Source organism: Streptomyces sp. NPDC050528, from assembly GCF_044457795.1.
In the GTDB taxonomy this organism is placed as follows: Bacteria; Actinomycetota; Actinomycetes; order Streptomycetales; family Streptomycetaceae; genus Streptomyces.
In genome coordinates this window covers 1083658-1101856 of record NZ_JBITHH010000001.1, presented here as the reverse complement: position 1 = coordinate 1101856, position 18199 = coordinate 1083658, and the positions used below count along the sequence as shown (strand labels likewise).

Annotated in this window: 17 protein-coding genes; 8 read left to right on the top strand and 9 right to left on the bottom strand. The window is 68.7% G+C overall.

The annotated features are described in order from the left end of the window. The 3 genes from ACIBK4_RS05065 to ACIBK4_RS05055 all read right to left on the bottom strand — a co-directional run bounded on the left by ACIBK4_RS05065 (window position 1) and on the right by ACIBK4_RS05055 (window position 3069). Window positions 1-633: a TetR/AcrR family transcriptional regulator gene (locus ACIBK4_RS05065; protein ID WP_398992199.1), complete on the bottom strand. Its 633-nt coding sequence runs from the start codon at window positions 631-633 to the stop codon at window positions 1-3. Continuing rightward, window positions 630-2210, bottom strand: a complete 1581-nt coding sequence (locus ACIBK4_RS05060; RefSeq protein ID WP_398992197.1) for a DHA2 family efflux MFS transporter permease subunit — start codon at window positions 2208-2210, stop codon at window positions 630-632. The genes ACIBK4_RS05065 and ACIBK4_RS05060 overlap by 4 nt, the downstream gene beginning before the upstream one ends. 145 nt (window positions 2211-2355) lie before the next feature. Next, window positions 2356-3069: a hemolysin III family protein gene (locus ACIBK4_RS05055; protein WP_398992194.1), complete on the bottom strand. Its 714-nt coding sequence runs from the start codon at window positions 3067-3069 to the stop codon at window positions 2356-2358. A 338-nt stretch (window positions 3070-3407) separates the two neighbouring features. Here ACIBK4_RS05055 and ACIBK4_RS05050 point away from each other — a divergent pair, with 338 nt between their 5' ends. From ACIBK4_RS05050 to ACIBK4_RS05020, 7 genes are all read left to right on the top strand, one after another. Next, window positions 3408-5231 (top strand): phosphoenolpyruvate carboxykinase (GTP), encoded by a 1824-nt coding sequence (locus ACIBK4_RS05050; protein ID WP_398992192.1) that lies wholly within the window; start codon window positions 3408-3410, stop codon window positions 5229-5231. 251 nt (window positions 5232-5482) lie between these two features. After that, window positions 5483-6466 (top strand): serine/threonine-protein kinase, encoded by a 984-nt coding sequence (locus ACIBK4_RS05045; RefSeq protein WP_398992190.1) that lies wholly within the window; start codon window positions 5483-5485, stop codon window positions 6464-6466. After that, window positions 6453-6914, top strand: a complete 462-nt coding sequence (locus tag ACIBK4_RS05040; protein ID WP_398992188.1) for a hypothetical protein — start codon at window positions 6453-6455, stop codon at window positions 6912-6914. The genes ACIBK4_RS05045 and ACIBK4_RS05040 overlap by 14 nt, the downstream gene beginning before the upstream one ends. A gap of 80 nt (window positions 6915-6994) precedes the next feature. Further along, a complete protein-coding gene (locus ACIBK4_RS05035; RefSeq protein ID WP_398992186.1) occupies window positions 6995-7906 on the top strand; it encodes a hypothetical protein in 912 nt (303 codons plus the stop codon). Between the two features lie 47 nt (window positions 7907-7953). Further along, on the top strand, window positions 7954-8715 hold the full coding sequence (locus ACIBK4_RS05030) for a VWA domain-containing protein (RefSeq protein WP_398992184.1): 762 nt from the start codon (window positions 7954-7956) through the stop codon (window positions 8713-8715). 3 nt (window positions 8716-8718) lie between these two features. Beyond that, window positions 8719-9510 (top strand): PP2C family serine/threonine-protein phosphatase, encoded by a 792-nt coding sequence (locus tag ACIBK4_RS05025; protein WP_398992182.1) that lies wholly within the window; start codon window positions 8719-8721, stop codon window positions 9508-9510. Further along, a complete protein-coding gene (locus tag ACIBK4_RS05020; RefSeq protein WP_398992180.1) occupies window positions 9507-10673 on the top strand; it encodes a hypothetical protein in 1167 nt (388 codons plus the stop codon). The genes ACIBK4_RS05025 and ACIBK4_RS05020 overlap by 4 nt, the downstream gene beginning before the upstream one ends. On the opposite strand, the gene ACIBK4_RS05015 is transcribed toward ACIBK4_RS05020, so the two are convergent. From ACIBK4_RS05015 to ACIBK4_RS04990, 6 genes are all read right to left on the bottom strand, one after another. Beyond that, window positions 10658-11272: a hypothetical protein gene (locus ACIBK4_RS05015; RefSeq protein ID WP_398992178.1), complete on the bottom strand. Its 615-nt coding sequence runs from the start codon at window positions 11270-11272 to the stop codon at window positions 10658-10660. The two genes, ACIBK4_RS05020 and ACIBK4_RS05015, sit on opposite strands and share 16 nt — an antisense overlap. After that, a complete protein-coding gene (locus ACIBK4_RS05010; protein ID WP_398992176.1) occupies window positions 11259-12800 on the bottom strand; it encodes a substrate-binding domain-containing protein in 1542 nt (513 codons plus the stop codon). The genes ACIBK4_RS05015 and ACIBK4_RS05010 overlap by 14 nt, the downstream gene beginning before the upstream one ends. Beyond that, complete coding sequence (locus ACIBK4_RS05005) at window positions 12797-14014, bottom strand: toxic anion resistance protein (protein WP_398992174.1); 1218 nt, start codon at window positions 14012-14014, stop codon at window positions 12797-12799. The genes ACIBK4_RS05010 and ACIBK4_RS05005 overlap by 4 nt, the downstream gene beginning before the upstream one ends. 14 nt (window positions 14015-14028) lie before the next feature. Further along, the gene (locus ACIBK4_RS05000) at window positions 14029-15108 is read right to left on the bottom strand and encodes a substrate-binding domain-containing protein (RefSeq protein ID WP_398992172.1); all 1080 of its coding nucleotides are present in this window, start codon (window positions 15106-15108) and stop codon (window positions 14029-14031) included. A 341-nt stretch (window positions 15109-15449) separates the two neighbouring features. Continuing rightward, window positions 15450-15857: a hypothetical protein gene (locus tag ACIBK4_RS04995; RefSeq protein ID WP_398992170.1), complete on the bottom strand. Its 408-nt coding sequence runs from the start codon at window positions 15855-15857 to the stop codon at window positions 15450-15452. 102 nt (window positions 15858-15959) lie between these two features. Beyond that, window positions 15960-17171 (bottom strand): pyridoxal phosphate-dependent aminotransferase, encoded by a 1212-nt coding sequence (locus ACIBK4_RS04990; protein ID WP_398992168.1) that lies wholly within the window; start codon window positions 17169-17171, stop codon window positions 15960-15962. A gap of 180 nt (window positions 17172-17351) precedes the next feature. On the opposite strand from ACIBK4_RS04990, the gene ACIBK4_RS04985 reads away from it, so the two are divergent. Next, on the top strand, window positions 17352-18188 hold the full coding sequence (locus ACIBK4_RS04985) for a trypsin-like serine peptidase (RefSeq protein ID WP_398992166.1): 837 nt from the start codon (window positions 17352-17354) through the stop codon (window positions 18186-18188). Window positions 18189-18199 lie beyond the last annotated feature (11 nt).

Genomic DNA, 18199 nt, shown 5'->3' with positions numbered 1-18199 from the left:
TCAGTCGGTGAGCCCGTGCTCCAGTACGTCCATCGTGCGGTCCACCAGGTCCGCGAAGTCGTCCCGGTGGCCGTTCTCCGCCCAGTACAGGGACGTTTCCATGAGGCCGCCGACGAGGGACATGGCGTAGACGCGGACCTCCAGGCTCTCCGGGTCGCGGCCGGTGCGGGTGGCGATGGCCTCGCAGAGCATGTTGCCGGTGACCGACATGCTCTCCATCATGCGTGAGCGCACCGCCGGGACCTGGACCATGAGGTGAGTGCGGAGGCGGGAGGTCTCCGCGTCCTCCTTCATGCCGTACTTGATGGCCTTCTGCATCACGTAGCGGAGGGTGACCATCCATGGTTCGTCGGCCGGGCGGGCCCGGAGTTCCTCCATGATGATCGGGTCGAACTCGTCCGTGATGACGATGTCTTCCTTGGTGGGGAAGTAGCGGAAGACCGTCGACGGCGACACCTCGGCGCGCTCGGCGATCTGCTCGATCGTCGTGGCGTCGTACCCCTGTTCCTTGACCAGTGCGTACGTCGCGGTGCGGATCGCCTCGCGGGTCTTGATCTTCTTGCGCTCGCGGAGGCCCAGTTGGGGGCGGTCGGCGGGGCTGAAGGGGGAGGGTGTTGCCGTCATGGTGTTCATTGTCCGGCATCCGCCAGAGCGATGGCCCCGGCGGTGGCCGGGTCTTCCTCCGCCTCTTCCTGCTGGGTGGGCGCGGCCGGCGTGTTCGGCAGGAACGCCGCCGAGAGCAGGGCGGTGACCAGGGCCGCGACGCCGCACACGATCAGGACCAGGCCCATGCCGTGGACGTACGCGCTGTTCGCGGAGGCCAGGAGCTCGGTCGAGCCTGTCTTCTGCGCGACCATGTGCGCCGCCACCACCGACTCGCCGGCCGTGTCCGCCGCCTTCGCGGGCAGGCCCGTGACGTCGAGGCGGTCGCGGAAGGTGCTCGCGAGCAGGCTGCCGAGGAGGGCGATGCCGATCGCCGCGCCGACCTGGCGCATGGTCATCAGGAGCCCGGCACCGCTGCCGGCCCGGTCGCGGGGGAGTGCGCCCAGCGCGCCGTCCATCGCGGGGACGATCGAGAAGCCGAAGCCGAACCCGGTGATGGACAGCCACAGCGCGGTGAAGCCGTAGCCGGAGTCGACCGTCGTGCGGCTGCCGAGCAGCGCGGCGAAGGCCAGGACGACCAGGCCCGCGCAGACCACGGCGCGGGAGCCGAACTTGTTGACGAGCGGTTGTGCGGCCCGGGCGGCGACGATCAGGCCGCCCATCATGGGCAGCAGCCGGACGCCGGTGCCGAGCGCGTCGTGGCCGAGCACCGCCTGGAGGTACTGCGGCAGCACGAACAGCAGGCCGGACAGGACGAACATCACCAGGGTCGCCGCGATCGAGCTGAACAGGAAGCCGCGGTGGCCGAGCAGGGTCATGTCGAGCATGGGGCGTTCCATGCGCCGTTCGCGCAGCACGAGCGCGGCGATGAGGATCGCGGCTCCGACGAGCATGCCCACGATCAGCGGGTCGCCCCAACCGCGGCTGGGCGCCTCGATGATGGCGTAGATGAGGGCGCCGAGGCCGGCCGCCGTGAACGCGGTAGAGAGGGTGTCGACCCGGGGTGAGGCGGGGTCCTTTGTCTCGGGCAGCAGGAAGACGCAGGCCGCTATGCCGATCGCGGCCATCGGGATGTTGACCAGGAAGACCGAGCCCCACCAGAAGTGGTTGAGCAGCCAGCCGCCGATGATCGGGCCGAGCGGCAGCCCGAGCGACGAGGCCGCGGAGATGATGCCGACGGCCTTGGTGCGCTCGTCGGGGCCGAAGAGAGAAGGCAGGACGGACAGGGCGAGCGGAGTCACCAGGGCCGCGCCGACGCCCATCACCGTGCGGGCCGCGATGACCCAGTTGACGTCGCCGGCCAGGGCGCCCGCCACGGAACCGGCGAGGAAGATGCCGAGCCCCGCGATCAGCATGCGGCGCCGGCCGAAGCGGTCGCCGAGGAGTCCCGCCGGGAGCATCAGCGCGGCGAAGACGATCACGTAGGAGTCGGCCATCCACTGCTGTTGGCCGGTGGTGGCGCCGAGTTCGCCGGCCATCGTGGGCAGGGCGACGTTGAGGATCGTCGTGTCGAAGCCGAGCGTGAGCATGCTCGCGACCAGGGCCCCGAGGGCCCACCAGCGGCGCGGGTCGCGTCGCACGTCGTTGGAGTGAGTGACAGTAGCCATGAAATGAGAGTAGCTCTCAAAAGGTGGTTGATGTCAACCGGGATCCGCTGTCAGAACATGGCGATCGGGCGGCCGGCGGGCGAACAGGCATGAAAAATGGCCACGGCTCGAAAGCCGTGGCCATGAAGAGAAGCTGTCTCAGGTGCTACCCGTGCTGGTACGCCACCAGCGAGATCCCCACGTAGTGGACGAGGAACGCCGCCACCGTGAGCGAGTGGAAGACCTCGTGGAAGCCGAACCAGCGCGGTGACGGATTCGGACGCTTGATGCCGTAGATCACGCCGCCCGCACTGTAGAGCAGTCCGCCGACGACCACCAGGACCAGGACGGCGATGCCGCCCGTGCGCATGAAGTCGGGCAGGAAGAAGACGGCCGCCCAGCCCATCGCGATGTAGCAGGGGGTGTAGAGCCAGCGCGGTGCGCCGACCCAGAAGACGCGGAAGGCGATGCCGGCCGCGGCCGCGCCCCAGATGCCCCAGAGCAGCCACTCGCCCTTGGCGCCCGGCAGCAGCAGCATCGTCAGCGGTGTGTACGTGCCCGCGATGATCAGGAAGATGTTGGCGTGGTCGAGTCTGCGCAGGACACCGTCCATGCGCGGACTCCAGTTGCCCCGGTGGTACAGCGCGCTGACCCCGAAGAGCAGGCAGGCCGTCAGGGCGAAGATCCCGCAGGCGATACGGCCGCGGGGCGAGTCGGCGAGAGCGGTGAGCACCAGGCCCGCGATGAGGACGGCCGGGAACATGCCTAGGTGCAGCCAGCCGCGCAACTTCGGTTTGACGTGGTCGGGGAGGGAGAGCGCGGAGGGACCGTGGCCGTCTGTCGGCGTGTCCGTGGGCGCGTCGGGGACGGACGCAGTCATGCGCTCAATCGTACCTACGGAACCGTAAGTTACGTATCAGTGCGGCGAGATGAGGGTCCAGAAGTGGCCACTCTCTCATGTCTCCCATGCCTACCGGGCATCCGGGTACGCGTGGTGAATCGATGGTGACGCACGGAAAACATGCCGATGAGTGGCGAATGAGTGGCGATCCTCACGTCGCTCGTATGTGAGGCCCTCTGGACATATGGGCGGACGCGTCGGATGATCAAATGAGTGCGGTCGGCACCGGATGAGCGCCAAGATCGACCATCGTGAAGCATCCGGGTCGCGGCCCCCACGGGGCAACAAGGACAAAATCCCTCATCATAGGAGCAATCGTGGCGCGCGACATCGCGGCTCCCCCCGTCATCCCCACCGAACACAAGGAACTGATCTCGTGGGTCAACGAGATCGCCGAACTGACCCAGCCGGACAGCGTGGTCTGGTGTGACGGATCCGAAGCGGAGTACGAGCGGCTCAGCGAGGAGCTCGTCCAAAAGGGCACCTTCAAGAAGCTCGACCCGATCAAGCGCCCCAACTCGTACTACGCCGCCTCCGACCCGACCGATGTCGCCCGGGTCGAGGACAGGACGTTCATCTGCTCGGAGAAGGAAGCGGACGCGGGTCCCACCAACCACTGGAAGGCTCCCGCTGAAATGCGGGAGATCTTCGCGGGAGACAAGGGCATCTTCCGCGGCTCCATGAAGGGCCGGACGATGTACGTCGTCCCGTTCTGCATGGGCCCCCTCGGTTCGGACCTCTCCGCGATCGGCGTCGAGATCACCGACTCCGCCTATGTCGCCGTCTCCATGCGCACCATGACCCGCATGGGACAGCCCGTCCTCGACGAACTCGGTACCGACGGCTTCTTCGTGCGTGCTGTGCACACGCTCGGAGCGCCGCTTGCCGAGGGCGAGCAGGACGTGCCGTGGCCGTGCAACTCCACGAAGTACATCTCGCACTTCCCCGAGAGCCGCGAGATCTGGTCCTACGGATCGGGCTACGGCGGGAACGCGCTGCTGGGCAAGAAGTGCTACGCCCTGCGCATCGCCTCCGTGATGGCGCGGGACGAGGGCTGGCTCGCGGAGCACATGCTGATCCTCAAACTCACCCCGCCGCAGGGGGAGTCCAAGTACGTGGCGGCGGCCTTCCCTTCGGCCTGCGGCAAGACCAACCTCGCGATGCTGGAGCCCACCGTCTCCGGCTGGACCGTCGAGACCATCGGTGACGACATCGCCTGGATGCGGTTCGGTGAGGACGGCCGGCTCTACGCGATCAACCCCGAGGCCGGTTTCTTCGGCGTCGCGCCCGGCACCGGCGAGCACACCAACGCCAACGCGATGAAGACGCTGTGGGGCAACTCCGTCTTCACCAACGTGGCGTTGACCGACGACAACGACATCTGGTGGGAGGGCATGACGGAGGAGACTCCGGCCCACCTCACGGACTGGAAGGGCAACTCCTGGACGCCGGAGTCCGGTTCGCCCGCCGCCCACCCCAACGCCCGCTTCACCGTGCCCGCTTCGCAGTGCCCGATCATCGCGCCCGAGTGGGAGGACCCCAAGGGCGTGCCGATCTCGGCGATCCTGTTCGGCGGCCGGCGCGCCTCGGCCGTACCGCTGGTGACGGAGTCCTTCGACTGGAACCACGGCGTCTTCCTCGGCGCCAACGTGGCCTCCGAGAAGACCGCCGCCGCCGAGGGCAAGGTCGGCGAGCTGCGCCGCGACCCCTTCGCCATGCTGCCGTTCTGCGGCTACAACATGGGTGACTACATGGGCCATTGGGTCGATGTGGCCAAGGGCCGCGACCAGGCGACGCTGCCGAAGATCTACTACGTGAACTGGTTCCGCAAGAACGACGCGGGCAAGTTCGTGTGGCCCGGCTTCGGCGAGAACAGCCGGGTCCTGAAGTGGATCGTGGAACGCCTCGACGGCAAGGCCGAGGGCGTCGAGACCCCGATCGGCGTGCTGCCGGCCAAGGGTGCCCTCGACACCAAGGGCCTCGAACTCTCCGAGTCCGACCTGGACTTCCTCCTCACCGTCGACAAGGACGTCTGGCGCGAGGAGGCCGCCCTGGTCCCCGACCACCTCAACACCTTCGGCGACCACACGCCCAAGGAACTGTGGGACGAGTACCGCGCGCTGGTGCAGCGCCTGGGTTAGTCCCGCCGAAAACTCCGCGGCCGGCCGCCGATTGTGCCCTGACCAGCAATGTCGTCACAGGCCGGCCGCGGTGCCAGCACAACGGGCAGGGTCCCGCACAACGGCGTGCGGGGCCCTGCCCGTTGCCGTTACACCACCAAAGCCCTACGGCGCACCCCTGACCGCCATTTCACGCATCCCCCCTGCCCAAGACGGGATTTCGGGGGACACTCGGGACAACCTGCAACGAACCCCGAAGTGAGGTGAGCGGGGTGCGCACACCGGTCAGCGATCCCCTGAGCGTGGGGCCGTACCGGATCGCCGGGCGGCTCGGCTCCGGCGGGATGGGCTGGGTGTATCTCGGCCGTTCACCCGCCGGGCGCGAGGTGGCGGTGAAGGTCGTACGGCCCGAACTGGCCGCCGAGCGCGAGTTCCGCGAGCGCTTCGCCCGCGAGGTCGCCGCCGCCCGGCTGGTCAGCGGCGCCTACACCGCGGCCGTCGTCGACGCCGACACCGAGGCCGAACTCCCTTGGCTGGCAACGATGTACGTGCCCGGGCCGTCCCTCGCCGAGGCCGTCCGGTCGGACGGCCCGCTGCCCGAGGCGCAGGTCCGCAGGCTCGGCGCGTTCCTCGTCGAGGCGCTCCAGGCGATCCACGCGGCCAACCTGGTCCACCGCGACCTCAAGCCGGCCAACGTGCTCCTCGCCTCCGACGGCCCCCGCGTCATCGACTTCGGCATCTCCCGCGTCGAGGGCGCCCCGAGCCTCACCCAGGCCGGGATCGTGGTGGGCACCCCGCCCTTCATGTCCCCGGAACAGATGACGGCACGTCAGATCGGCCCGCCCAGCGATGTGTTCTCCCTCGGCGGAGTCCTGGTCCACGCCCTGACCGGCCGCCCGCCCTTCGGCACGGGCGAGGCGGTGAGCCTGCGGGTCGTGCACCGGGAGCCCGAACTGGACGGCGTACCACCGGGTCTACGGCCGCTGCTCGCGCGGTGTCTCGCGAAGCGCCCCGAGGACCGGCCCCAACTGGCCGTGCTGCTCGGCGAGTTGCTGGCGCAGCCGCGCCCCGCGACCTGGCCGCCACCGGCCGTGGCCCGCACGATCGAGGTCCGCCGCAACGAACTGGAAGCCCGGCGCGGGGGAGGCGCCAGTCTCCCGGTGCCGTCCTGTCTGCTGCTGCACGCGCAGGCCCTGCTGGACGCGGGGCTCACCGACGAGATGATCACGCGGGCGGTGGTCCGTGGCGACGCCTGAGGCCTCGATCCCGCCCGGCCGGGACTACGACATCGGCTCGTCCTGGCGGCAGTTGACGCACACCTGGGGCGCGCGCCGGAATTACCACGTCGAGAGCGATGTCGATTCCGTCTCCCTGCAATTCGATCTAGAAGCCTCGGGGCGCACGCTCACCGTGCGTTTCATGACCACGAAAAGACTCCTCGTCGCCTTTGTCACCGACGGTCATTCTCTGCGCAAGGATCAATTGGCGATCGCCGCCGCCGCGTCGAACGCGTGGAACACCGAACAGCTGAATCCCATGCTCTCCGTGTGGGACGTACGCGGACCCAGACCGTGCCTCGCCGGGGTCTGCGATCTCCCGCTGACCTGCCGGATCTCCCAGGCCGATTTCGATGTTCTGGCCAGTGATTGGGTGGAACGGGCGCGACAGATGTTCACCCGTTGCCATCAGGTTTTCCAGCTGTAGAAATCAATTGAGCATTCTCAGTCAACCCCTTTCGGCCACCGGCCTGTTGCCTCCACTATGGGCGCCAACGGGGGGTCGTCATGAGACATACGTTGTTCACTGCCCTGCTGTTCGGCTTGTTGATCGCGGTGATTCCGGCGGGGCCGGTGGCCGCGGCCGGCGCGGACTGCGGCAAGAACTTTCCGACCCGGCTGGGCTGTTGGCAGGACGCGCTGGACGACGGGGCCGCGGTCACGGTCACGCTGGACAAGCCCCTGGGCCTCGACGCCGGCCGGAAGGGCGGCGAGGCCGCCGTCCGCCGGGACCTCAAGAACCTCCGGGTGCAGGTACCGGCCGGCGTCCACACCGGCCAGGGCGGCACCGCGCTGCTCGTCCTGGCCGGCCACGCACTGGTCGACCGGGACGCCAAGATCGACCGGCTGGACGCCGGAACAGTGGCCGAACTCCCCGCCTGTGACGGCGACTTGTGCAAGGCGCTCAAGAATTCCTCGTTCACCGGCGGTCAACTGATCGACAAGAAGGTGGGCGTCGCCGAACTCGGGGGCGGACACAAGTCCACGGACCACACCCGAATCCTGCTGCTCGCCCTGACCGCCGTACTCCTCCTCCTGCTCCTCGCCCTCGTCCTCGCCGTCCGCCGCTCCCGCACCCCGGCTGTCGCGGGCGCCACGGAGGCCCGCTCCGAGGAGGCCGCCGCCGAGACCACCGCCCGCCTGCGCCCGGTCCCGCCCGCTCCGGCCCCGTCCTCCTACGGCCGCCAGGTCGGCCCCCGCCCCGGCCCGTCCCGAACAGCCGTGGTCCGTACGGCACTTCACCCGCAGGGATACGTCGAACTCGACCACGTCCTGTACCGCGCGGTGTGGGCCGAACCGGACCGCACCCCGCCCGTGCCCGGCGCGTACGTCGAGGTCACCGACGCCCACGAAGCCGACTCCGACGTCCTGTACGCCTTCCCGCCCGCCGCCCGGCACCACGCGCGCGGCGGTTCGTGACGCCCAACCGCTCGTCCCCGTACCGCTCGTGCCACCTGGAGACGCCCATGCACAGCGAATACCCGCCCACGATGCCGGCGGAGTACGCCGACATCGAGTTCGAGAACAACGCGCAACGGCTGCCGCTCGTGCTGTGCCTGGACACGTCGAGTTCCATGGCGGGCGCGCCGATCCAGACGCTCAACGACGCGCTCGCCGAGTGGACCAGGGAACTCCACGACGACGTCTCCCTCAGCTACAGCGTCGAGGTCGCCGTGATCACCTTCGGCGGCCGGTGCGTCGGCGCCTGGCGCGGACCCCAACTCCTCGACCCGCGCGCCCCGTTGAGCCCCTTCGTGCCCGCGCACGCCTTCCAGGCACCCCGGTTCACCGCGTCCGGGGTCACCCTGATGACCGAGGCGCTGGAACTGGCCATGCATGTCGTCGCGGCCCGCAAGGCGGAGCTGCGCGCCTCCGGACTCCAGTACTACCGCCCGCAGATCTGCCTGGTCACCGACGGCCTCCCCACCGACGCCACCGGTCATATGACCGACTCCTGGCACCGCTTGCTGCCCGTCCTCGCCGACGAGCAACAGGCCCGCCGTTTCCGGCTGTACGCGATCGGCGTCGGCGGCATCACGGACCGCGGCGAGCAGGTGCTCCAGGCCTTCGCGCCGAAGTTCAACGCGCGCATCCAGGGCTTCCCGTTCCGCGAGCTGCTCCAGATGATGTCGGCCAGCGCGAACGCCGAGCAGAAGGGCGCGGGCGACGAGGTCTTCGAGAAGATCTTCAGCCAGTTCAAGACGCAGCGCCCGGCCTGGGAGAGCTGAGCGGTGGCCGACTCGCCCTGGCGCATCCACGGCCTGAGCGTCGAGGGCTACCGGCACCGCCGTACCGGCACGCCCTGCCAGGACGCCTGCACCTACACGGCCTCGGCATCCGTGTCGGTCCTCGCCGTCGCGGACGGTGCGGGCAGCCGCCCGCACTCCGACCAAGGGGCCCTGCACGCCGTCGAGTTGGCGGCCGAGCACTTCCGGCGCCGGGCGGCCGCCGCGTCCGGCTGTCCACCGGGGCAGGAGGTCCACGACCTGCTCGCGGACGCCTTCGACGACGTGTCCAAGATCTTCCTGGACACCTACGGCAGCACGGCCCCCGACTACGCGACCACTCTCACGGTCGTCGTCCTCACCCCCGGCTGGCTCGGCCATCTCAGCGTCGGCGACGGCTTCGTCGTCGTCCGCGCCGGAACGGAGGACGGGGAACGGCAGTTCCACCTCCTCCCGCAGCCGCCCGCCGTCAGCGAGTACAGCAACGAGACCGTCTTCCTCACCTCGCCCGACGCACCCCGCCGCCTGCGCACCGACTGCGTGGCGGACCCGCGCGTGGACGGCGTACTCCTCTCCACCGACGGCCTCGCACAGGCCGCCCTGTCGCTCTCCGGCGGCGGCCCGCCCCAGCCCAACACCTCATTCGTGGAAGCGGTGTTGGGCTCCCTCGACACCCCGGGACCGGTGACCGACCAAGCGCACGAGAGCCTCGCCGCCCTCCTCAGGTCGGACCGGCTCACCAGCCTCAACGCCGACGACAAGACCCTGCTGCGGGCCGTCCGCGTGGTGACCCCATGACCGGCCGCACGGTCCACCTGGACGGCAAGCAGGTCACCCTCGCCGAACTCCCGCTCAAGGGCGGCGGCCAGGCGGCCGTCTTCCCCGTCGAGGGGGACGACACGATCGTCGTCAAGCTCTACCGCGACCGCCCGGGCCCGGACTTGGAACGCCGCCTGACCCGCATGCTCACGATGTCCCCGCTGACGGCCCGCCCCACCGACGCCAACCAGCCCCCCGAACTCGCCTGGCCCACCGCCATGGCCCGCAGCCCGGAGGGCGAGTTCCTCGGCTACGCCATGCGCCGCTTCGGCGAACCCCAACACGTCCAGCTGGTAGGCCTGTTCACCCGCGCCCAGCGCCTCCGCCTCTTCGGCGACCGCGCCGACTGGCGTTTCCTGCTCGGCGTCGCCTGGAACCTCGCCTTCATGACGGCTCGCATGCACTACGACAACCTCGTCATCGGCGACTTCTCGTCGAGCAACGTCGTCGTGGACACCAACGGCTTCGTCACGTTCCTCGACTGCGACTCCATCGCCTTCACCGACCCGGAAACCGGCGAGCCCTTCCCCTGCCTGATGCACACCACCGACTACTCCTCACCGGAGCGCCAGTCGGGCGCGGCGGCCACCCCGGAAAGCGACAACTTCGCGCTGGCGGTGCTGATTTACCAGCTCCTCACCGCAGGCAACCACCCCTTCGGCGGCGTCCCGCACGACAGCACCCCCGAGTCCACGGTCAAGGACAACATCGCCGCGAGCGTCTCCTACGTCGTCCGCCCCGAGGCGGTCGTCATTCCCCGCGGCACGGTTGACCCGTCGGTCCTCCCACCCGGTCTCCTGACCCTGGCCCACACGGCGTTCGGCGCGGGCGTCCACGCCCCCTCCGCCCGCCCCACCCCGGAGGTCTGGCTACGCGCCCTGGACCAGGAACGCTCCCGCGTCCAGGTCTGCCCCCAACGCCCCCTGCACTCCTACGGCTCCCACCTCCCGACCTGCCCGTGGTGCACGCGGGCGGCGGTGACGGGACACGACGTGTTCAACCTGCCGGTACGGCCGCCCGTGCCGGTACCGCCACCGCCGGGGGACACGCAGGACAGCAACCGCTTCGGGCCGCTCAAGGTGATGGGCGTGCTGCTCCTGTTCGTCCTGGTGCTGATCGTGCTGGGTCACCTGTTGTCCTGAGAACGCCCGCGCTCCTCCAGGAACCGGGTGTGCGTCTCCTGCCGCCGCTCCTCGGCCTCGCGCAGGGCCCTCGCCAGCCCCTGCGCCTCCTCCTGAAGGACCGTCAACTGCCGTTCCAGATGCCGCTCCGGAGGCTCGGTACCCGGCGCCAGACGCGTCCACCACCGCGTCCGTACGAACGTGTCGACCGCCTCCGGTACGTCCTGCCGGATCGCCCGCGACAGGATGTGCACGCCCTCCGGGTCCTGCGCGAGGTCGTGGGTGACCTGCGGATCGAGGAGCCCGGCGAGGAGCTGGTTCAGCTCGGTGAGCCGGCCGGCGGCGGCAGGCGGCAGTTCGACGTCCGCCAGATAGCCGCCGAGCTTCTCGAAGTCGTCGCGGAGTTCCTCCAGTTGGGCGGAGGGGTCCGGGAAGTCGGGGAGGGCCGGCCGCTCCGGCGGGGCGATCAGCGCACCCGCGCCGTACAGCCCCACCAGTACGACCGGCCAGTACGGCCCGGCCACGCCCACGAACGTCAGCACCAGCCCGACGAGCCCGCAGGCGCTGCCGGTGAGGTTCTTGCGGGACTCCAAGTAGCCCAGGAACTTACTGGTAGCCACGGATCTCCTCGAAGGCGCCGTCCAGCGAGCCCTGTTGGGCGTCGAAGAGCCGGCCGCCGGTCAGGTCGGCGATGTGCTGGAGCTCCGCCTTGTCCGAGTCGCCGAAGAGGATGGGGAAGACGGGGATGTCCCGCTGGGCGGTGGGGAGTTGACCGTAGAAGCCGTCGAAGTCCTTGGCCTTGGCGCCGGTCGTGTTCTCGCCGTCGGTCATCAGCACGACCGAGGTGAACGTGTCACCGCCGGTGCCGAGATGCTCGTAGGCCTTCTCCAACGAGGTGTAGATCGCGGTGGCGCCGTCCGCGCTGAGGGCCTTGGTGTCCTTGCGGATCGCGTTGAGCCCGGCCTGCGGATCGCCAGGGCTCACCACATGCGTCTTGACGCTCTTCACCGCCGACCCGAACGGCATCAGCGTGACCTCCTCGCGCTGCCGGAAGTCCCCGGTCAGATCGGTGAGGGCCTTCTTCAGCCGGGACAGCCGGTCGCCCTCCATCGAGCCCGAGGTGTCGAGCACGTACACGGTCCGTGAGGGCCGGCGCAGCTTGCTCTCGTACGAGTCGAGGAGGCCGTCGGCGACGGACTGGCTGCCGGGGAACGGGAGTTCACGCCGTCGGCTGGTGTCCAGGCCGGACGCGGGCGGTACGGAGGTGACGACCGGGCGGCGGTGCGTGCGGGTGGTGATCAGCTTTTGCAGGGCGTCCGTGCGCAGGTCGGTCGTCACGCGCCGGACGTTCTCGCGGGTCGGGGCGTCCGTCGAGGCGAGGGAGGTCAACGGGTAGTCGGCGGTGACGACCCCGTCGCTCGGGCGGATCACCGTCAGGCCCGGGATGCCCTTGAGGACGGACTCGTAGTTGAGCAACGCGTCGACGTTTCCCCGGCGTTGGTAGGCGGTCGCCAGCCAGCCCGACGAACCCGACGTCAGCTTCTGCCCCTTGAAGAACTCCTTCAGCCGGGGAGTCGCCTTCGTGACGTCCGCGTCGGTGAGCGCCGACTGGGCGCCGGAGAGGGCGGAGGCCACGGAGATGAGGGTCGAGAAACCGGAGTTGGAGCGCGCCGGGTCCGTCATGCCGTAGGTCAACTTGCCGTCCTGGACGGCCTGTTCGATCTGGGACCAGGTGACCTTGTCGGGCGTCCAGCCGAGGGTCTTCACGGTGGCGTTCTTGACGCCGATCGCGACCGGGCTGGACATGATCGAGGTCTCGGAGACGACCTTCTTCGCCGCGTCGGGCCGTAGCCGCAGATAGTCGTTCGACGACAGCCACAAGGCGTCGTACTGCCCGTCGACCTTGCCCTTCGCCAGCAGGTCCACCGCGTCGAGGGTGCCCATGTAGGTAGGGCGGATCGTGATGCCGGTGTCCTTGCGGACCTGGTCGAACACCGGGGTCATGTCGCTGAGTTCACTGGAGGCGAGGACGCGGAGGGTGCCGGGCTTGGGGGCGTTGTCGGTGTCGGCCTTCGTGTCATGGTTCGACGACGTGCAGGCGGTGAGCAGCGCGGCCGTGCCGAGGGCGAGCGCGAGGAGACGTCTCATCCGAGACCGCCTTCCAAGGCGCTCTGCGACCGGCTGCGCTCCAAGTACGTGCCGGCGTTCTGGAGTTCGGACGTCAGGGACTCGACGGTCGCGGCCATCACCTCGGTCGCCTGGACCTTGTAGGTGTCGATCGCGTCGAGGGTGCGGTAGATCTGCTGGAAGGCGGTGCGGAGCGTCTCGGCGCCCACCGCCGGGTCGGCCGCGATGCGCTGGATCTCGCCGCTCTGGGTGGAGAGCATCTCGGCGTTGCCCCGGATGAGGTCCTCGGTCGTACCGCGCAGGGCGTTGACCTGGTCGACGACCTTGCGCTGGTTGTCGAGCGCGGAGGCGAGCATGACGGAGATACGCAGGGCCGAGACGGTCGTGGTTGCCGCCCGATCGACACCCTTGATCAGCTCGTCGTTGTTGCGTCGTACGACGTCCATGGCCAAGTAGCCCTGCGCGCACACCGCGAGCTGGGTCAGCAGGTCCTGGTGCTTCTGCCGGACCGGGAAGAGGACGTCCGCGCGGAGGGTGTCGGCCTGGCTCGGGTCGGCGGCCTCGACGCCGGTGATGTGCTGCTCGACGGCGGTGTCGAGGGCCTGGGTGAGGACGACGTACTCCTGCAACTTGCCCATGGTTTCCCAGAGCCGGACCCGCTCGGTCTGCAACGCGGCGTTGTCACGCCGGAGTTCGTCCTGACCGCCGCGCAGCGAACCCACGATCTTGTTGAGAGTTCCTTGCGCGGAGGCGTACTTGGCGACGTGATCGCGCAGTTTGTTGCCACCGGGCAGCCGGGACAGGAACTTCCGCCCCTTGGAGGCGGGCAGGTCACGCGGGTCCAAGTCCTCGACCACACGCCGGAGTTCGACAAGCGAACCGGCGACCTGCGACTGAGCATCCCCGCCCTTGGACGGCAGACTCCGCACGGTCCGCTCCAGCATGCGGTTGGACTGAGCGGTGGCGGTACGCATCTCCCCAGCCCCCAGCGCGCTGATCTCCCCGACCTTGCCGGCGAATTCGGGCGAGCGGGCATCGAGCGAGGCAAGCCCTTCGACGTAGGCGGCGGCCTTCTGAGCCATGTCCGTACGGACGGAGTCGTCCACGGGCACAAGCCCGCCGGCCTTCTCCCTCGGCACCGGTGCGACGGCCTCGGGCGGGGTGAGGGTGAAGACGTCGTCCCCGCTCTGGGTGTGCTGACTGCTGTTCTGGCTGGTGTTGAAACTGCTGCTCATGTGGTTCCCCCCGTTCAACCGCGCGCCCGGCGCGCCATGTCGTGCAGCACCTTCGAGGTGGGCACGGGCGCCTGCCGGACACCGGTCAGCGTCTGGTTGAGATAGCTGGAGTGGGCGGCGGTGGCCGCGATGAACTCGGCGGTGTCACCCTGCGGCCGGAACCCGTGCCGTACGGCGAGCTTGCGCAACGTCGGGTCGCTGGTGAGGAGTTGACCCAGCTCACGGCCCTCCGGGCTGAGCGGCACGACGGTGTGGTCGCTGTTGGCCGTGGTGTCCGGGTAGAGCACGACGAGGTCGCCGACCGGCTGCTTGTCGAGGAGCAGCGCGGCGACCTGCGACTCGTAGACGAGGACCAGCGGATTGCCGGCGCCGCTGATGAAGTCCCTGAACGGCGCGTCGGAGCTGGACTGTTGGGCCCCCTGCACGCTGATCAGCTTGTGCATGAGCGACGCGGTGCGATCCACATCGACGCTACTGGCCGCCACCCGCCCGCCGTTGGCGACGTAGGAGGCGGCGGCGAGGTACAGGGCACCGGAGTTGGAGGTCTCGGGGTCGGTGGTGGCGATGTAGAGGGTGCCGGTCAACTCCCCATGTTTCGAGGCCCCCTTGAGCTGCTGCCAGGTCCGATCATCCTTGGCCGCGTCGAGATAGGCGCCCATCTTCAGGGTGCCGCGATCCTTGCCGCTGTCCAGCGTGGCGAGCCCGTTGTCCGCGAGGACCTGGGCGGCGCTGCGGTGGGCCACGACGACGAGGGGCGAGTAGAAGGGCCGGGGCAACGGCTGCTGGACCTTGTACTTGTCCGCGAGCGCGTCGGCCGGCGCCTGACTGGAGGGGAAGGCGAAGTCGTACCCCTTGAGGTCGAGCCCCTCCATCGCCCAGGACCCGGAGGTCTCCGTCTTCACGGTGAAGCCCTTGGCGGCGAGGGCCTTCACCACATCGGGATCGGCGAAGAAGTCCGCCTTCTCCGAACCGATCACACCACGCACGGTCTTCGTTGCCGTGCCCTTGTCCCCGTTGTCCCGGCCCGCTACGACGGCTGCCACCACGCCACCGATCAGCAACACCGCGAGGACGATTCCCGCGATACGTCTCACGAGGGGCAGCGTGCTCGCGGAACCCAACATTCCCCGAGGAATGGGATGAACGGGAGGTGTCGGCCGGGTCCCGGATCAACACGCTCGGTTTTTCAGGGGTGCGGGGCTGTGTCGATTTGCGGCTGCGCGGCGTGGACGCGACCGGCCGCAGTGGGCGCGCCCGTGGTTTTTTTTGGGGGGGCGCGGGGCTGTATCGATATGCGGCTCCGCCGCGTGGGCGCGATCAGCCGCAACGGGCGCGCACCCGGGTTTTTTTAGGGGCGCGGGGAACTGCGCGACCAGCCACAGCGGACGCGCACCCGAAAAACCACAGAACCCCTACGGCGAATAGGCATCGCAGCTCAGGCGACCGCAGTCACCGCATGCGCGTCCATCCGCTCGGCGGACAAAATCGCCACCGCAGTATCAGCCCGGGACGCGGCAACAACCAACGCCCTCCCGGCAAGCGCGTGCGCCCGCAGATGCAGGGCATCCAAACGGGACGTAGAAGAAGCGTCCGCAGCCACACCCGCACGGCTCGGCGAAGCCCCCCGCAACCGCGTCAACTGCCCGGCAAGCCGCTCCGCGGCCACGTCCAGCTCATCGGAAGGCTCCAGCGCCCGCAGTTCATCAGTCACCGCAAGCAGCGCAGCAAGATGCCCCGCGAGCTGAATATCAAGCTCCTCCTCACGCGACCGGTGAGGAAAGTCGGAGGAGGACGTACGGGCCACCGTGCTGTGGACCGACTTCGTGCGGATCGGTTCGTACATGGCATGGTCTCCTGTGCTCAGACAGGAAACCATCCTAGCTTAGATCTCGTCTAAAGTTGTGCTGGCTGAAAAATTGGCCGGAAGAAACTTGTTCCGCGAGGTTTACGGCTGGCTGTACCCGTCCAGGAAGTTCCCGATCCGCGTCACCGCGTCCCGCAGATCCCCGACCGACGGCAACGTCACGACCCGGAAGTGATCGGGCTCGGACCAGTTGAACCCGGTGCCGTGCACGACCATGATCTTCTCCTGGCGCAGCAGATCGAGGACCAGCTGTCGGTCGTCCTTGACCTTGAAGACGTGCGGATCCAGCCGAGGGAACAGATACAGCGCCCCCTTCGGCTTCACGCAGGTCACACCCGGGATCTGGGTCAGCAGCTCGTACGCGACATCCCGCTGCTCCTTCAACCGCCCACCCGGAAGCACCAGGTCGTTGATGGTCTGCCGCCCACTGAGCGCGGCGACGACCCCGTGCTGCCCGGGCATGTTCGCGCAGAGCCGCATATTGGCCAGGATCGTCAGCCCCTCGATGTACGAGTCGGCGTGCGCGCGCGGCCCCGAGATCGACATCCACCCGACGCGATATCCGGCCACCCGGTACGCCTTCGACATCCCGTTGAACGTGAGGGTCAGCAGGTCCGGGGCGACCTTCGCCGTCGGGGTGTGCGTGGCGCCGTCGTAGAGGATCTTGTCGTAGATCTCGTCGGAGCAGACGAGGAGATTGTGGCGGCGGGCGATGTCGGTGAGGCCCTTGATCATCTCCTCGTCGTACACGGCCCCGGTGGGGTTGTTCGGGTTGATGATGACGATCGCCTTGGTGCGGTCGGAGACCTTGCGCTCCACGTCGGCGAGGTCGGGCATCCAGTCGGACTGCTCGTCGCAGCGGTAGTGGACGGCGGTCCCGCCGGAGAGCGAGACGGCGGCGGTCCACAGGGGGTAGTCCGGCGACGGTACGAGGACCTCGTCGCCGTCGTCGAGGAGTCCCTGCATCGCCATGACGATCAGCTCGGAGACGCCGTTGCCGATGAAGACGTGTTCTACGTCCGTCTCGATGCCCAGGGTCTGGTTGTGCATGACGACCGCGCGCCGGGCCGCCAACAGCCCCTTCGCGTCGCCGTACCCGTGCGCCGACGACACGTTCCGGAGGATGTCCTCCAGGATCTCGGGCGGGCACTCGAACCCGAACGCGGCCGGGTTCCCGGTGTTCAGCTTCAGGATGCGGTGGCCTGCCGCCTCCAGACGCATCGCCTCTTCGAGAACCGGGCCCCGGATCTCGTAACAGACGTTGGAGAGCTTGGTCGACTGGATCACCTGCATGTCGGTGAGCTTACGGCGCGGTAACGAGACTTGGCTCGTGCTTTCCGCCACATGAGACACCCTCGCGAACGGCCGGAAACCGCTCCTTGCCCCCACCCCCCTCAACGATCACAATGCCCATGACAAAAAGACGGCGGCCGGAAGATCTCCGGTCGCCTCGTCATAAGAGGGGACCCCCACATGAACAAGCCTCTCCTTGCCGCGCTCTCCACCCTGGCCATCGCCGGGGCGGGCGTGGCGCCCGCGGTCGCGGCGCCCCAGGCCGCTCCCAAGGCGGCGGCCGTGACCGTCGACTTCGCCGGTACCGTCTCGCTCAGCAACTGCTCCGGCTCGGTCATCCGCTTCCCGAACTCGACCGACACCGCTCCGGCGCTGGTCATGACCAACGGCCACTGCCTGGAGACCGGGTTCCCGGCCGCCGGCGAGGTCATCACCGGCCAGTCCTCCAGCCGTACCTTCGGGCTGCTGAACTCGGCCGGCACCAAGGTCGCCACACTCCGCGCCAACCAGGTCCTCTACTCGACGATGACCGACACGGACGTGACGATCTACCGCACCACCACCACGTACGCGGCGATCAAGAGCGCGTACGGCATCAGCCCGCTCACCGTGAGCGCCACGCACCCCACCGCCGGTACCGCGATCAAGGTCGTCTCCGGGTACTGGAAGACGATCTACAGCTGCAGCATCGACGGGTTCGTGTACCGGCTGAAGGAGGGCGACTGGACCTGGAAGGACTCGGTCCGTTACACCTCCGCGTGCAACACGATCGGTGGTACGTCGGGGTCTCCGGTGATCGACACCAGTACCGGGCAGGTCGTCGCGGTCAACAACACGGGTAACGAGAGCGGGGAGACTTGCACGGTCGACAATCCGTGCGAGGTGGATGAGAGCGGCAAGGTGACTGTTCGCGAGGGGATCAACTACGCCGAGGAGACCTACAACATCCCGGCCTGTTTCACCTCGGCGAACGTGCTTAGCCTTAGCGCGTCGGGTTGCACCCTGCCTAAGCCGTAGTAGGTCGTTTT

Excerpts from the sequence above, each read along its gene's own strand:
- ACIBK4_RS05065 (WP_398992199.1), bottom strand. The coding sequence starts at position 633 with ATGAACACCATGACGGCAACACCCTCCCCCTTCAGCCCCGCCGACCGC.
- ACIBK4_RS05020 (WP_398992180.1), top strand. The coding sequence starts at position 9,507 with ATGACCGGCCGCACGGTCCACCTGGACGGCAAGCAGGTCACCCTCGCC.
- ACIBK4_RS04985 (WP_398992166.1), top strand. The coding sequence starts at position 17,352 with ATGAACAAGCCTCTCCTTGCCGCGCTCTCCACCCTGGCCATCGCCGGG.
- ACIBK4_RS05005 (WP_398992174.1), bottom strand. The coding sequence starts at position 14,014 with ATGAGCAGCAGTTTCAACACCAGCCAGAACAGCAGTCAGCACACCCAG.
- ACIBK4_RS04995 (WP_398992170.1), bottom strand. The coding sequence starts at position 15,857 with ATGTACGAACCGATCCGCACGAAGTCGGTCCACAGCACGGTGGCCCGT.
- ACIBK4_RS05010 (WP_398992176.1), bottom strand. The coding sequence starts at position 12,800 with ATGAGACGTCTCCTCGCGCTCGCCCTCGGCACGGCCGCGCTGCTCACC.
- ACIBK4_RS05060 (WP_398992197.1), bottom strand. The coding sequence starts at position 2,210 with ATGGCTACTGTCACTCACTCCAACGACGTGCGACGCGACCCGCGCCGC.
- ACIBK4_RS05030 (WP_398992184.1), top strand. The coding sequence starts at position 7,954 with ATGCACAGCGAATACCCGCCCACGATGCCGGCGGAGTACGCCGACATC.
- ACIBK4_RS05035 (WP_398992186.1), top strand. The coding sequence starts at position 6,995 with ATGAGACATACGTTGTTCACTGCCCTGCTGTTCGGCTTGTTGATCGCG.
- ACIBK4_RS04990 (WP_398992168.1), bottom strand. The coding sequence starts at position 17,171 with ATGCAGGTGATCCAGTCGACCAAGCTCTCCAACGTCTGTTACGAGATC.
- ACIBK4_RS05055 (WP_398992194.1), bottom strand. The coding sequence starts at position 3,069 with ATGACTGCGTCCGTCCCCGACGCGCCCACGGACACGCCGACAGACGGC.